The following is a 13,053-nucleotide window of genomic DNA, read 5'->3' as shown; positions in this document are numbered from 1 at the left end:
TCAGGGCCGCAGGCAGTTACGCCGTCCGCGACCCGAGCATCGGTCGATCGCACGTGCGTTTCGGCAGACTCCGCCTTCGTTGCCGGCGTGCGGGGTTTTTCCATGTTGAAATTTGCGACCATTTCCTTGTTTGCACTGGCAGCGGCAACGCCCGCCTTTGCCCAAACCGCCGACGACATCGTCGTCACTGCGTCGGGCATTGAACAGCCCCGCGACGAGGTGGGCCAAGCGATCACAATCATCGACGCCGACACGATCGAAAAGCGCCAGACGGTCGATGTGGTCGACCTGCTCGCCACCACCCCCGGCGTCCGCTTCAACCGCACCGGCAGCACCGGCTCGGTCGCGGGCATATCGCTGCGCGGCGCCGAGACGACGCAGACTTTGGTGCTGATCGACGGCGTGAAGGTCAACGATCCCAGCGGCATCGGCGACGGCTATGATTTCGGCCCCCTGCTGACCGGCAATATCAGCCGGATCGAAGTGCTGCGCGGGTCGAACTCGGTGGTTCACGGTAGTCAGGCGATCGGCGGCGTGGTGAGCCTGATGACTGCAACGCCCGCCACGGGTTTCGCTGCGAATGCTTCCGCCGACTATGGCTACAGCGATACGCTCAATGCCCGGGCCGATGTGTCGGGCACCTCCGGCCCGGTGTCGGGCGGCATCGGCGGCGCTTATTTCCGCACCGACGGTATCTCGTCGGCCGCGGTCGGCACCGAAAAGGACGGTTACAAGAATTTCGCCGGCAACGCGCGGCTGAAGATCGCGTTCAGCGACGCGCTCAGCCTCGACCTGCGCGGCTACTACATCAACGCTGACCTTGATTATGACAGCTTCTTCGGCGCCCCCGCCGACAGCCCCGACATCGCGAAGCTCGATCAATATGTCGGCTATGCGGGCCTGAACCTTGCCCTGTTCGACGGGCGCTTTACCAGCCGCGCGGCGGTGACCTGGCTCCGCAACGACCGCGATTATTATTTCGTGCGCGGAACCGCGCCCGACTATGGCTATTCGGGCACCAACCTGCGCTTTGAATATCAGGGTGTCGTGACCCCGACCGACCAAGCCAAGCTGATCTTCGGCTATGAGTATGAGTGCCCCGATTATGATTTTTTCGGCTTTGGATCGACCGACAGCCAGCGCGCCAACATCGACAGCGTCTATGCGCTGGGCATCGTCCAGCCCTTTGCCGGTCTGTCGGTCACCGGCGGCATCCGCCACGACGACCATAGCCAGTTCGGCGGCGCGACGACGCTGGGCGCCAACGCCAATTATTCGCCGAACGACGGCGCGACCAATGTCCGGCTGAGCTATGGCGAGGGGTTCAAGGCACCCTCCCTCTACCAGCTCTACGATGCGTTCAGCGGCAACGCCGCGCTGCGCCCCGAACGCTCGAAAAGCTATGACGTCGGCATCGACCAGAGCCTCGCCGACGGCCGCGCGCTGATTTCGCTCACCGCGTTCCTGCGCAACACCACCGACCAGATCAACTACGACAACGCCACCTTCACCTATGGCAATATCGACCGCACCCGCGCCAAGGGGGTCGAGGCGACGCTGGCGCTGCGCCCCGTCGATGCGCTCAATGTCACCGCGTCTTACAGCTATATTGATGCGCGCGACCGGTCGGGGCGCCCGGCCTTCGACGGCAAGCGCCTGCCGCGCCGCGCAGAACATGCGGTCAGCCTGTCGGCCGATTATGACTGGTGGTTCGGGCTGTCGACCGGCGCGACGCTGACCCTCGTTGGCGACAGCTTTGACAATGCGGCGAACAGCGTGCGGCTTGACGGCTATGCGCTCGCGGGCGTCCGCGCGTCGATGCCCATCGGTCAGAATCTCGAACTTTACGGCCGCGTCGATAATCTGTTCGACGCCGATTATGCGACCGCCGCGGGCTTTGGTACCTATGGCCGCGCCGCATATGGCGGCGTGCGGGTCAGCTTCTGATGAAGGCGCGCACCGACGCCGAACACACGGCGAAGATGAAAAAAATCCAGGCGGCGCAGAACAAGAAGGTCGCGGCCAAGACGGTCGAAAAGGGGCTGGTCATCGTCCACACCGGCCCCGGCAAGGGCAAGACGTCGGCGGCGCTCGGCATGGCGATCCGCGCGATCGGGCACGGGATGAAAGTCGGCGTGGTGCAGTTCGTCAAAGGCGCGATGACGACGGGCGAAAAGGTGGTGTTCGACCGCTTTCCCGACCTCATCGAATTCAAACCGATGGGCGAAGGCTTTACGTGGGACACGCAGGACCGCGCGCGCGATATCGCGGTGACGCGCATCGCGTGGGAGGAAGTAAAGCGCATGATCGCCGACCCCTCCTACGCGATGGTGATCGCCGACGAGCTCAACATCGTGCTGCGTTATGACTATCTGCCGGTGGGCGAAGTGCTGGAGGTGCTCGCCGCCAAACCGGATATGACGCATGTCATCATCACGGGCCGAAACGCGCCGCAGGAGCTGATCGACGCGGCGGATCTGGTGACCGAAATGGCGCAGGTGAAACATCCGTTCCGCGAACAGAATGTGAAAGCGCAGGCGGGGATCGAGTTCTGATGCCGCGGCGCGGCGTTCTGGTGGCGACAGCTTTGCTCGGCGGGGCAGCGTTGCTGTGGGCCGCACCCCCTGCCCCAGCCGCCAAGACCCCCGCGGTGCCGCAGCGCATCGTATCGATCAACCTGTGCGCCGACCAGCTGGTGCTCGCGCTCGCCGACCGCAGCCGGATCGCCGGGCTGACAAAAAATGCCACCGACCGCGAAATGTCGGGCGAGGCGGCGGCGGCGCGCGGTATCCCGCTGCTCAGCAATTCGGCCGAGCAGATACTGGCGATCGAGCCCGACCTGATCGTCGGCATGCCCGCCAGCCGCAGCGCCGCGCTCGCCGCCTTGCCGCAGCACGATTACCCGCTGCTCGACCTCGACACCGCGAACACCCTCGACGAAATCCACATCTCGATCCGCCAGACCGCCGCCGCCGTCGGCCATCCCGCGCGCGGCGACGCGCTGATCGCCCGGATGAAGCGCGAGCTGGCGGGACTTCCCAAGCCGGGCCAAGGGCGGGTCGCCGCCTATTATCAGCGGCGCGGTTATATGACCGGGACGGGCACGCTGATCGACGAACTGATGACGCGCGTCGGTCTCGTCAACCTCGCCGGCCAACTCGGCAAGCCGCCGCTGTCGCAGCTCAGCCTGGAGGAGATGGTCGCGGCGCAGCCCGATTTCCTGATCGTCGAAAGCGCCACCGACACAGTGATCGATCAGGGGAGCGAAATGTTGCACCACCCGGCGCTGAAGGACATCCCGCGCATCAGCGTACCGCAGGCGTGGACGGTGTGCGGCAGCCCGGCCTATACACAGGCGGCGCGCAGCATGGCGGACCAGATCATGCGTTTGGGGAGCAAGCCGTCATGACCCTCCCCCGCTGGACATTGATCACCGCATTGTTGTTGCTGACGCTCGCCGCCGCGATCGCGTCGCTGCTGTTCGGCGCCGTCGATCTGTCGGTCGCGCGATTGCTCGCCGCCGCGACCGGCGACGGCGACAAGGTCGCGTCGATCATCCTGTTCGACCTGCGCCTCCCGCGCACCGTGCTGGCGCTCGCGGTCGGCGCGATGCTGGGGCTCGCGGGGGCGGCGCTGCAGGGCTATTTGCGCAATCCGCTGGCCGAACCGTCGGTGCTCGGCACCTCGAACGCCGCTGCGCTCGGCGGGGTCGCGGCGATCTATTTCGGACTGGCCGACATCCACCCGGTCGTTTTGCCGCTGCTCGCGACGGGCGGCGCGCTGGTGTCGCTCGCCCTGCTCGTCGCGCTGGCGGGACAGGCGGAAAGCCCGCTGACCCTGATCCTCGCGGGGATCGCGGTCGGGACGCTGGCGGTCGCAGGAACCAGTCTCGCCCTCAACCTGTCGCCCAATCCCTTTGCCGCGATGGAGATCATGACCTGGCTGCTCGGCAGCCTCGAGAACCGCTCGTTCGATCATGTCTGGATCGCGCTGCCGTGCATCGCTATCGGCACTGCGATGCTGCTGTGGAACGGCCGCGCGCTCGACGCGCTGACCTTGGGCGAGGATGCGGCGCAGGCGCTGGGGACCGACCTCAAGCGCACCCGCCTGCGGCTGCTGCTCGGCACGGCAATCGGGGTCGGCGGTGCGGTCGCGGTGGCGGGCGCGATCGGCTTTGTCGGGCTGATCGTGCCGCATCTGATCCGCCCGCTGACCGATCGCAGCCCGTCGGCGATCCTGCTACCCTCGGCAATCGGCGGCGCAGCATTGCTGACCCTCGCTGACCTCGGGGTGCGGATCATTCCCTCGACCAACGAACTGAAACTCGGCGTCGTCACCGCTTTCCTGGGGGTACCGGTCTTCCTTGTCCATCTGATGCGGGAGCGGCGGCTATGGTGAGCCTCGTCCTCGACCATGTCGGCGTAACGCTGGGCCGCCGCACCGTCGTCCGCGATGTGTCCGCCGAATTTGGCCCAGGCACGCTGACCGCCATCGTCGGCCCCAATGGCGCCGGCAAATCGACGCTGGCGCGGGCGATGCTCGCGCTTGTCCCCGCGACCGGGAAGATCCGTGTCGATGGCGTCGATGCCGCCACGATGCCGCGCGCCGATCTGGCGCGGCGGATCGCCTATGTTCCGCAGGGACAGCTGCTGCACTGGCCGCTGACCGTCGAGCGCCTCGTCGGGCTGGGCCGCCTGCCCCACCTTGCCCCGATGTCGCGGATCGGCGCCGCCGACACCGCCGCGATAGAACGCGCGATGGAACGCGCCGACGTGCTCGATCTGCGCGACCGGATCGCCACCGAATTGTCGGGGGGTGAACGTGCCCGCGTGCTGTTCGCGCGCGCGCTGGCGGTCGAGGCGGCGGCGCTGATCGCCGACGAACCGCTGGCCAGCCTCGATCCGGGGCACCAGATCGACGTCATGGACATGCTGCGCGCCGAAGCGGCGGGCGGCGCGCTGGTCATCGCGGTGCTCCACGACCTGACCCTCGCCGCGCGCTATTGCGACCGGCTGCTGCTCATCGACGCCGGGCGGATCGTCGCCGACGGCACCCCTGCCGAGGTGCTGACCGCCGAACGGCTCCGGGCCGTTTACGGCATCGACGCACGCGTCGAAACCGGCGGCGACTGGCCGACGATCACCACTTTTGGCCGGTCAGCCCGGTGATGCATATTTCATCAGCATCAGTCCGCTGACGATCAGCAGCGCCGCGATAATCCGCATCGCGCTCGCCTGTTCGCCCAGCACCGCCACCCCGACGACGAACGCGCCGACCGCGCCGATCCCGGTCCAGATCGTATAGGCGGTGCCGAGCGGCAGCGATTTCATCGACAGCGCGAGCAGCGCAAAGCTGGCGAACGCCGCGACAAGCGTGATCAGTGACGGGCCCAGCTTGGTAAAGCCGTCCGATTGTTTCATCGAAAACGCCCAGACGATTTCGAGCGCACCGGCAATTGCGAGATAAATCCAGGCCATGACAGCCTCCTTTGCAAGGCTGCCGGGCCGTCCCGGACTTGAAAACCCGCGCGCGGCGCGGGGAGGACGTGGCCTCTTGGTGATTTAAGGCCTGGCAGGGGCAGTAGGACTCGAACCTACGACCCTCGGTTTTGGAGACCGATGCTCTACCAACTGAGCTATACCCCTAGGCCGGAGTGCGCCACTAGCCCGATTGCGGGGGCGGAGCAAGGGGGATCGCAGCTTGCGTGCGCGCACCCGCCTGATATGCGCAAATTCGCATGACATCCGCCGCCGCCCCCTCCGCCGCCGCGCCGCAAAACTATCTCGGCGGCATCGCGCTGCGGCTGCTCGCGATGGCCAGCCTGTCGCTGATGTTCGTGGTGGTCAAATATATCGACCGGGCGGGCATCCATATCGTCGAAAGCCTGTTCTGGCGGCAGGCGCTGGTCCTGCCCTTCCTGCTATTGTGGGTAAAGGCGACCGGCGGCTTTGCCTCGCTGCGGACGAATCGCATCGGCGCGCACACGCGGCGGATGCTGATGGGGCTGACCGGCATGGCGTGCAATTTCGGCGGCATGATCCTGCTGCCGATGGCCGAGGCGACGACGATCAGCCTGTCGGTGCCGATCTTTGCGGTGATCTTTGCCGCGCTGCTGCTTGGCGAAGCGACCGGGTGGCAGCGGTGGAGCGCGGTGATCATCGGCTTTGTCGGCGTGCTCGTCGTGCTCGACCCGTTGGCGAGCTTTGCAGGCGGGTTCGGCGGCGCGCATGGCCTCGGCACCCTCGTGGCGCTGGCGGGCGCGATAATGACCGCGCTGATCACCATCGCCGTGCGCGATCTGGGCCGCACCGAAAATGCCGCGACGATCGTCTTCTGGTTCAGCCTGCTGTCGATGGTGCCGCTGGGCATCGCGCTGCCCTTTGTTTTCACCCCGCACAGCGGCAGCGAATGGCTGCTCCTCCTCGCGCTCGGCTTTCTGGGGGCGATCGTGCAGATGTCGCTCACCGGCGCGCTGCGTCTCGCGCCGGTCGCGGTCGTGATTCCGATGGATTATTCCAGCCTGCTATGGGCGATCGCGGCGGGCTGGTGGTTTTTTGGCACCCTGCCCGCCGACACGACATGGGTCGGCGCGCCGCTGATCGTCGCCAGCGGCCTGTTCATCGCGTGGCGCGAACATCGCCGCCACATCGCCCGGCCCAAGGAGGTTGCCGCATGACAAGCCAAGAAACTCGGGCGATTTTGTACCACTGCCCCGACGCCCGCTCGCTGCGCTGTCTGTGGGCGGTCGAGGAGACCGGGATCGACGTCGACCTGCGCGTTCTGAAATTCCCGCCGCGCGCGTTCGAGCCCGATTATCGTGCGGTGAACCCGCTGATGACGGTTCCGGGCTGGGTCGAGGACGGGCGGCTGATGACCGAGTCCGCCGCAATCTGCGAACGGATTGCCGAGGGAACCCCGCTGGAGGTGCGCCGCGACGAAGGTGATTATTGGGACTATCGCAACTGGCTGCACCGCAGCGATGCGACGCTGACCTTCCCGCTCGCAATCATGATCCGCTATACGCGCGTCGAAGCGCCTGAGCGGCGGCTGGCGCAGGCGGTCGACGACTACAGAGCCTTCTTCGGCGGGCGCACGAAGAGCATCGAAGCGGCGCTGGGTGACGGGCGCGAGTGGCTGGTCGCGGGACGGTTCACGATTGCCGACATCGCGATCGGCTATGCAGCGTTCCTGGCAACGACGCTCGGCGCTGAGGATATGCTGGGCGAGGCGACCAAGGAATGGCTGGCGCGGTGCGTGGCGCGTGAGGGGTTCAAGCAAGCACGCGAGCGGCAGCGGCCAACTCCCGCCTGACCCCGCGCCAGACCGAGCCCGCGGCGCGCCGAACCGCGCGCCGGCCGCGCAGCGTTCAGCTTGCGTATCGCTTCATCCGGTCAGGATGCGTCATCCATCAAGCCGGAGACGTCTTATGATCCGTTACGCGCTGCTCACCACCGCCGCTCTGCTGACCGTCACCGCGGCACAGGCGGCCAGCCAGTCGTCGAACACCAGTTCGAACAGCTCGTCGAACAATGGCGTCACCCGCGAGCGCATTGTCGATCGCTATTGCGAGGACGGCTATTGCCAGCGCTACGAGCGCCGCAGCATCTATCGCGACGGGCGTCGCGGCGGCCGCTACCGCGACGACGACCGCCGATATTATCGCGACGATAATCGCCGCTGGTCGCGCGACGACGACGATGATGACGACGACGATTAATCCGGCCCACGCGACCGCGCCTTAACCGACCGCCCTTAGTTCACCATCCGCGCATAGCCCGCCCAGTACGGCGCGCGCAGATCCTTGCGCAAAATCTTGCCGCTGGCGTTGCGGGGCAGCGCGTCGATCACGTCGACGCTGCGCGGGCATTTGAAAGGCGCGATGCGCTCGCGTGCCCAAGCGATGATGTCGGCTTCGTCGACCGTCATCCCGGGCTTGGCGACGCATACCGCCTTGACGCTTTCGCCCCATTTGTCGTCGGGGATGCCGAACACCGCCACCTCCTGCACCGCGGGGTGGCCGAAGATCGCGCTCTCGACCTCGGCAGGATAGATATTTTCGCCGCCCGAAATGATCATGTCCTTCATCCGGTCGTGGATGAACAAATAGCCGTCTTGGTCGAGATAACCTGCGTCGCCGGTGCGGATCCAGCCGTCGGCGCTGACCGTTTTTGCGGTCGCTTCGGGCAGGTTCCAGTAACCCAGCATGTTGTTCGACGACCGAGTGACCACCTCCCCAACATCGCCGACGGGCACCTCTTCGCCATCGGGGCCAAGGATCCTGATCTCGACCCCCGGCAGCGGCTTGCCCGCCGAGCGCATCCGCGCATTGCCCGCCGGATCATGGTCCTCGGGCGGCAGCATCGAGATGGTGCCGGTGGTTTCGGTCATCCCATAGGCCTGGATAAACTGCGCCCCGAACATCTGGATGCACTGGCGCAGCAATTCGAGCGGGATCGGCGCGGCGCCATAGAGGATATATTTGAGCCGGCTGTAATCGACGGTCGCGCAGCGCGGGTGCATCAGCAGGAATTGCAGCGCCGCGGGGACCATGAAGAAACGGGTCACGCCATGCTGCTCGACCGCGTCGAATACCCCATCGGGGTTGAATTCGGCCAGGATGATACCGGGCAGTCCTGCCGCGAGCGCCATGATGCCCAGCCCGGTGCCGCCGATATGCGCGCAGGGCATCGCGACCAGCACCGCCTCGTCATCCTCCCATTTGGTGTACGGCAGGTCGAGGTCGTTCGAATGTTTGCGCAGCGCGAACAGATTATGGTTCGACAGCACCGCCCCCTTCGGGTTGCCGGTAGTGCCCGAGGTGTAGAGTTGCAGCACCGCGTCATTGGCACCCGACGGGACGAAAGCGATCCGCGCCGCCCCGTCGATCATCGTCCGCGCCGCCGCGGCGTCGACGATGACGGGGCCATGGTCGAGTTTGCCCGCCAGCTGGTCGGCGAGCGTTTCAAATCCCGGCCCCGCAAACACCATCTTTGCCTGGGTGTCGTTGACGATGAATGCCCATTCGGTCGGCGACAGCCGCCAACCGATCGGCGCCATTACGATCCCGGCGCGCGCCGCGCCGTAAAACAGCAGGAAATAGAGGTCGCTGTTCTTGCCGATCCACGCGATACGGTCGCCCTTTGCCAGTCCCGCGGCGATCAACGCCGCGGCGACTTTTGCCGTCGCTTCGTCGAGCTCGGCGTAGCTATAGACGCGGTCTTCCTCACGCAACGCGATGCGGTCGGCGCGCTCGCTGGCCCAATGGGTCAGGAATTCGTCGAATGTGAAAAGCTCCGAAACGTCGCGCGGCATGGGCTCTCTCTCCTCGAATCGCATCTTTTGCGTGCAATTGCGGAAAGGCTAGCGGCTGCACCGGTCAGGTAAAGCGGCGATCGCCCACCCTGTCACCAGCATCAGGTGCGGCGGAACAGCAGCATCAGATTGTTCGCAGGCATCGTGCGGCGTGCGGCAAAAGCCAATCCAGCAGCGGCAGCTGCCGCCTTGACGTCATCGGTCCGGCGCAGCCCCCACGCCGGATCGCGCATCCGCAGGCTGGCGTCGAAGGCCAGGTTGCTGTCCGCCGTCGGCCCATCGGGTTCGATATAGGGGCCATAGAGGATCAGCGGCGCGCCCGGCGTCAGCAAGCGCGCCGCGCCCGCAAACAGTCCCAGCGTCGCCGCCCATGGGCTGATATGCACCATGTTGATGCACAGCACCGCGTCGGCCTGCTTGGCGGGCCAGTCGTCTGTCGACGCATCGAGCGCGAGCGGCGGTGCAATATTGGCCAACAACGCTTCAGCGCACCATGCGGCGATCGACACCAGCCCCGCCGGATCGGGGTCGCTCGGTTGCCAGCGCAGTGCCGGGAAGGTCGCGGCGAAATGGACGATATGCTCGCCCGATCCGCTCGCGACCTCCAGCACCGTGCCGCCCGCGGGCAGCCATTCGGCGAGCACCGCAGCAATCGCCTCGCGGTTGCGCAGCGTCGCGGGCGCGTGGCGCTTTTCGCCGCTGCCGCCGTCGCCGGGCATCCACGGCGGCGATGACGCCATCAGCCCTTGGCCTGCGCCCGCGCGCGGCGGTCACGGACGATCAGCCACGCCATCAGCCCGACCGGCCCGACCATCAGGGTCAGGAACAGGAACGGGAATTGCACGATGCGGCTGAATCCCTTTTGATCGGCGTCGCGCGCGATCCACATGCCGGTGAACAGGTCGAACGCCAGATAATGCGTCCAGCCCAGCGTGGCGCCGCCGGGGCTGTCGAACAATTTCATCACCCCCGCCAGTGTCGTGAAATCGCCGCCGCCGGGACCGCCGGGGTCGATCCCGCCCGACAGGAAACCGACGATCATCACCGTATAGGCAAGGCAGAGCAGAAACACGCCGGCATAGAGGATCGCCGCGAGCATCTTGGGACCGCGCGGCAGCAACGCCAGCGCGATCCAGCTTGCGACGGCCCAGTAATTGACGAGCAGAAAGATCATATCCCAGGTCATGCTTGCTCCTTTTCTGCCGTCGCGGCGGCGGGTTCGGTCCAGCGATAGCGCGAGGCAAAAATGCCGATGCTGATCGGCAGCGTCGCATACACCATTGGCGCCAGCGGCACCGTTGCGCGAAAAAAGGTCATGACAGTCGAAACCAACCCCGTCGCACCCAGGATCAGCCAGATGATGACCTGACCAAAGGCTTCGCGATGCCCCTGCGCGTCCATCAGCGGATTGCGGCGGGCGGCAGCGAACAGCCCTGCCGTCAGCAGCGACATCAGGATGAAGCCCGCGCCATAGAGCGCGAACATCTGCCCCAGCCGGCCGCCATAATCGTCGGCCTGCCCCGAAATAAACGCCGCGAAGCTCGACGCCATCGCGCGCAGCGGGTGGACGTAAAGCAGCACGGTGAACACCAGCGCAAGGGTGAGCAGCAGAAAGCGCCAGTCGCCGTTGCCGACCATCCGCCGCGCGCGAACATGCGCGAGCCAGAACATCGCGATCAGCGCAAAGGCCATCAGGAAACTGGGGGCGGCGGCAATCGCCGCCTCAAGCTGGCGATAATCGGGCGCCATGCCGCCGGTACCCGCAACCATCAGCGTCACCGCAAAGGCAAAGGCCGCGTCGGTAAACGCGTCGAGCCGCTCCTGTCCGTTGGTCATGGCCCCTCCCCCTCGGCTGCTTCTTGCCAGCGCTAGATCAGCCCGCCAAGCCCGAACAGCAGGACACCGCCGAACAGAGCAACCAGCGCGGTGACGATGATCAGCATGGTGACCCGCGCCGCCGGGAAGCGCCGCGCAGCGACGAACACCAAGGCCGTGCCGCACCCGATCGCGATCAGCGGCGCATAGAGAAACGCCCAGTCATAGCTGAATTCGCGGCGAACGCGGACGAGCTCCCACTGCTCGACGACCAGGCCATAGAGCGTGATCGCGGCGAGCCAGACGACCGCAAAAACGACCGCGAACAGAGCGCTGGCGGCGAGGCAGCCGACGTCGCCGTGCGGTGCGCCGTTTTGGCCGTCGGCGCTCAACTGCCCCCGATCTCGCTCCACGCCAGGATCGGCTTGCGCGCCGCCGCCGTCTCGTCGAGCCGTGCGCGCGGTGCGAAATGCGGGGCGGTTTTCAGCGCCGGGTCGCCGTTGCGGGCGCGCATCGCGATGCTGCGCAACGCGCCGATAAACTGGTCGAGCGCCGCCTTGCTCTCCGTCTCGGTCGGCTCGACGAGCATTGCGCCGTGGACGACAAGCGGGAAATAGACCGTCATCGGGTGATAACCCTCGTCGATCAGCCCCTTGGCGATGTCGAGCGTCGAGAAGCCTTCGGCCAGCCCCTTGTCGCTGAACAGCGCCTCGTGCATGCACGGGCCCGACGCCGCGAAGGGCGCGTCGAGCACATCCTCCAGGCTGCGCAGGACATAGTTCGCGTTGAGCACCGCATCCTCGGCAACCTGCTTCAGTCCGTCGGCGCCGTGGCTGAGGATATAGGTCAGCGCGCGCGTGAACATCCCCATCTGGCCGTGGAACGCGGTCATGCGCCCGAAGGTCTGCGGATGATCCTCGCCCGCGCTTTCTTCTTCGATCAGGCGGAAATCATCGGCGTGCTTCGTCACGAAGGGCAAGGGCGCGAAGGGTGCCAGCGCTTCGGACAGCACCACCGGTCCCGAACCCGGCCCGCCGCCGCCGTGCGGGGTCGAGAAGGTCTTGTGGAGGTTGATGTGCATCGCATCGACGCCGAGGTCGCCGGGACGCACGCGGCCGACGATCGCGTTGAAGTTGGCACCGTCGCAATAGACATAGCCGCCCGCGGCATGGACCGCGTCCGAAATCGCCTTCATATCGCGCTCGAACAGCCCGCACGTGTTCGGATTGGTGATCATGACCCCCGCAACGTCGGGGCCGAGCCGCGCCTTCAAGGCTTCGAGGTTCACGCGGCCCGCCTCGGTCGCCGGAATATCTTCGACGGTAAAGCCAGCGAACGCCGCGGTCGCGGGGTTGGTGCCGTGCGCGCTTTCGGGAACCAGAATGACGCGGCGGTCCTCGCCGCGCGCTTCGAGCGCCGCCTTGATGCACAATATGCCGCATAATTCGCCGTGCGCGCCGGCCTTGGGCGACATCGCGACGCTGTGCATGCCGGTCAGCGTGATCAGCCATTCGGCGAGTTCGTGGATCACTGCATAGGCGCCCTGCACCGTTTCCTGCGGCTGCAACGGGTGCGCGTCGGCAAAGCCCGGCATGCGCGCGACCTTTTCGTTGAGGCGCGGGTTGTGCTTCATCGTGCAGCTGCCGAGCGGGAACAGGCCGAGGTCGATCGCATAATTCTGCCGCGACAGGCGCGTATAGTGGCGCACGGTTTCGGCTTCGCTCAGCCCCGGCAGGCCGATCGGCGCGGTGCGCGCGAGTGCGCCGAGGTCAGCGACGGGGGTCGCTTCGTCGAAATCGACGCCGGTGGTTTCCGTCGAGCCGATCTCGAAGATGAGCGCTTCTTCAAGCATCAGCGCACGGTTGCCGGTGAAGGTCGTGCTGTCATCGGCGCCGCCGGCAACGTTCATTTCGGGGCGCCAGCCGG

General features: G+C 66.2%; 15 protein-coding genes and 1 tRNA gene. 8 read left to right on the top strand and 8 right to left on the bottom strand.

The genetic code is table 11. The features are described 5' to 3' along the window. The first annotated feature begins 102 nt into the window (after positions 1-102). The 5 genes from ACTIFP_RS06420 to ACTIFP_RS06400 are packed head-to-tail and all read left to right on the top strand — an operon-like array spanning position 103 to position 5,168. A complete protein-coding gene (locus ACTIFP_RS06420; RefSeq protein ID WP_439567893.1) occupies positions 103-1,947 on the top strand; it encodes a TonB-dependent receptor plug domain-containing protein in 1,845 nt (614 codons plus the stop codon). Further along, complete coding sequence (gene cobO / locus ACTIFP_RS06415; protein WP_439567892.1) at positions 1,947-2,555, top strand: cob(I)yrinic acid a,c-diamide adenosyltransferase; 609 nt, start codon at positions 1,947-1,949, stop codon at positions 2,553-2,555. The genes ACTIFP_RS06420 and cobO overlap by 1 nt, the downstream gene beginning before the upstream one ends. After that, entirely contained in the window at positions 2,555-3,409 is an 855-nt protein-coding gene (locus tag ACTIFP_RS06410) for an ABC transporter substrate-binding protein (protein ID WP_439567891.1), read from the top strand. The genes cobO and ACTIFP_RS06410 overlap by 1 nt, the downstream gene beginning before the upstream one ends. Continuing rightward, entirely contained in the window at positions 3,406-4,398 is a 993-nt protein-coding gene (locus ACTIFP_RS06405) for a FecCD family ABC transporter permease (RefSeq protein ID WP_439567890.1), read from the top strand. Before ACTIFP_RS06410 ends, ACTIFP_RS06405 begins: the two co-directional genes overlap by 4 nt. Further along, a complete protein-coding gene (locus tag ACTIFP_RS06400) occupies positions 4,392-5,168 on the top strand; it encodes an ABC transporter ATP-binding protein (protein ID WP_439567889.1) in 777 nt (258 codons plus the stop codon). Before ACTIFP_RS06405 ends, ACTIFP_RS06400 begins: the two co-directional genes overlap by 7 nt. On the opposite strand, the gene ACTIFP_RS06395 is transcribed toward ACTIFP_RS06400, so the two are convergent. Next, positions 5,157-5,477, bottom strand: coding sequence for a DMT family transporter (locus ACTIFP_RS06395; protein ID WP_439567888.1), 321 nt, complete (start codon positions 5,475-5,477; stop codon positions 5,157-5,159). The genes ACTIFP_RS06400 and ACTIFP_RS06395 overlap by 12 nt on opposite strands. 92 nt (positions 5,478-5,569) lie before the next feature. Beyond that, positions 5,570-5,645: transfer RNA gene (locus ACTIFP_RS06390), tRNA-Trp, on the bottom strand. A gap of 92 nt (positions 5,646-5,737) precedes the next feature. Between ACTIFP_RS06390 and ACTIFP_RS06385 the strand changes: the two genes are divergently transcribed. From ACTIFP_RS06385 to ACTIFP_RS06375, 3 genes are all read left to right on the top strand, one after another. Continuing rightward, a complete protein-coding gene (locus tag ACTIFP_RS06385; RefSeq protein WP_439567887.1) occupies positions 5,738-6,676 on the top strand; it encodes a DMT family transporter in 939 nt (312 codons plus the stop codon). After that, positions 6,673-7,311 (top strand): glutathione S-transferase family protein, encoded by a 639-nt coding sequence (locus ACTIFP_RS06380; protein WP_439567886.1) that lies wholly within the window; start codon positions 6,673-6,675, stop codon positions 7,309-7,311. The genes ACTIFP_RS06385 and ACTIFP_RS06380 overlap by 4 nt, the downstream gene beginning before the upstream one ends. A 115-nt stretch (positions 7,312-7,426) precedes the next feature. Continuing rightward, entirely contained in the window at positions 7,427-7,717 is a 291-nt protein-coding gene (locus tag ACTIFP_RS06375; protein WP_439567885.1) for a hypothetical protein, read from the top strand. Positions 7,718-7,752: 35 nt separating this feature from the next. Here ACTIFP_RS06375 and ACTIFP_RS06370 read toward each other — a convergent pair whose 3' ends face one another. From ACTIFP_RS06370 to gcvPB, 6 genes are all read right to left on the bottom strand, one after another. Next, the gene (locus ACTIFP_RS06370) at positions 7,753-9,312 is read right to left on the bottom strand and encodes a fatty acid--CoA ligase (RefSeq protein WP_439567884.1); all 1,560 of its coding nucleotides are present in this window, start codon (positions 9,310-9,312) and stop codon (positions 7,753-7,755) included. 101 nt (positions 9,313-9,413) lie between these two features. Then, positions 9,414-10,052: a DUF938 domain-containing protein gene (locus ACTIFP_RS06365; RefSeq protein ID WP_439567883.1), complete on the bottom strand. Its 639-nt coding sequence runs from the start codon at positions 10,050-10,052 to the stop codon at positions 9,414-9,416. Further along, positions 10,052-10,498: an ABA4-like family protein gene (locus tag ACTIFP_RS06360; protein ID WP_439567882.1), complete on the bottom strand. Its 447-nt coding sequence runs from the start codon at positions 10,496-10,498 to the stop codon at positions 10,052-10,054. Before ACTIFP_RS06360 ends, ACTIFP_RS06365 begins: the two co-directional genes overlap by 1 nt. Continuing rightward, positions 10,495-11,148, bottom strand: coding sequence for a TMEM175 family protein (locus tag ACTIFP_RS06355; protein ID WP_439567881.1), 654 nt, complete (start codon positions 11,146-11,148; stop codon positions 10,495-10,497). Before ACTIFP_RS06355 ends, ACTIFP_RS06360 begins: the two co-directional genes overlap by 4 nt. Positions 11,149-11,180: 32 nt before the next feature. After that, positions 11,181-11,519, bottom strand: coding sequence for a hypothetical protein (locus ACTIFP_RS06350; RefSeq protein ID WP_439567880.1), 339 nt, complete (start codon positions 11,517-11,519; stop codon positions 11,181-11,183). Continuing rightward, positions 11,516-13,036 carry an aminomethyl-transferring glycine dehydrogenase subunit GcvPB gene (gene gcvPB / locus ACTIFP_RS06345; RefSeq protein ID WP_439568224.1) on the bottom strand — a complete coding sequence of 507 codons (1,521 nt, stop codon included), beginning with the start codon at positions 13,034-13,036 and terminating at the stop codon, positions 11,516-11,518. Before gcvPB ends, ACTIFP_RS06350 begins: the two co-directional genes overlap by 4 nt. Positions 13,037-13,053: the final 17 nt, after the last annotated feature.

The sequence above is a fragment of the Sphingopyxis sp. genome, from assembly GCF_051861155.1.
In the GTDB taxonomy this organism is placed as follows: domain Bacteria; phylum Pseudomonadota; class Alphaproteobacteria; order Sphingomonadales; family Sphingomonadaceae; genus Sphingopyxis.
Note: the sequence above shows the minus strand (reverse complement) of the source record. Positions and strands in the feature narration are given on the sequence as shown.

What these genes read in the sequence shown, in the direction of transcription:
- ACTIFP_RS06420 (WP_439567893.1), top strand. Translation starts at nt 103, where the DNA reads ATGTTGAAATTTGCGACCATTTCCTTGTTTGCACTGGCAGCGGCAACG.
- cobO (WP_439567892.1), top strand. Translation starts at nt 1,947, where the DNA reads ATGAAGGCGCGCACCGACGCCGAACACACGGCGAAGATGAAAAAAATC.
- ACTIFP_RS06410 (WP_439567891.1), top strand. Translation starts at nt 2,555, where the DNA reads ATGCCGCGGCGCGGCGTTCTGGTGGCGACAGCTTTGCTCGGCGGGGCA.
- ACTIFP_RS06405 (WP_439567890.1), top strand. Translation starts at nt 3,406, where the DNA reads ATGACCCTCCCCCGCTGGACATTGATCACCGCATTGTTGTTGCTGACG.
- ACTIFP_RS06400 (WP_439567889.1), top strand. Translation starts at nt 4,392, where the DNA reads ATGGTGAGCCTCGTCCTCGACCATGTCGGCGTAACGCTGGGCCGCCGC.
- ACTIFP_RS06395 (WP_439567888.1), bottom strand. Translation starts at nt 5,477, where the DNA reads ATGGCCTGGATTTATCTCGCAATTGCCGGTGCGCTCGAAATCGTCTGG.
- ACTIFP_RS06385 (WP_439567887.1), top strand. Translation starts at nt 5,738, where the DNA reads ATGACATCCGCCGCCGCCCCCTCCGCCGCCGCGCCGCAAAACTATCTC.
- ACTIFP_RS06380 (WP_439567886.1), top strand. Translation starts at nt 6,673, where the DNA reads ATGACAAGCCAAGAAACTCGGGCGATTTTGTACCACTGCCCCGACGCC.
- ACTIFP_RS06375 (WP_439567885.1), top strand. Translation starts at nt 7,427, where the DNA reads ATGATCCGTTACGCGCTGCTCACCACCGCCGCTCTGCTGACCGTCACC.
- ACTIFP_RS06370 (WP_439567884.1), bottom strand. Translation starts at nt 9,312, where the DNA reads ATGCCGCGCGACGTTTCGGAGCTTTTCACATTCGACGAATTCCTGACC.
- ACTIFP_RS06365 (WP_439567883.1), bottom strand. Translation starts at nt 10,052, where the DNA reads ATGGCGTCATCGCCGCCGTGGATGCCCGGCGACGGCGGCAGCGGCGAA.
- ACTIFP_RS06360 (WP_439567882.1), bottom strand. Translation starts at nt 10,498, where the DNA reads ATGACCTGGGATATGATCTTTCTGCTCGTCAATTACTGGGCCGTCGCA.
- ACTIFP_RS06355 (WP_439567881.1), bottom strand. Translation starts at nt 11,148, where the DNA reads ATGACCAACGGACAGGAGCGGCTCGACGCGTTTACCGACGCGGCCTTT.
- gcvPB (WP_439568224.1), bottom strand. Translation starts at nt 13,036, where the DNA reads ATGAACGTTGCCGGCGGCGCCGATGACAGCACGACCTTCACCGGCAAC.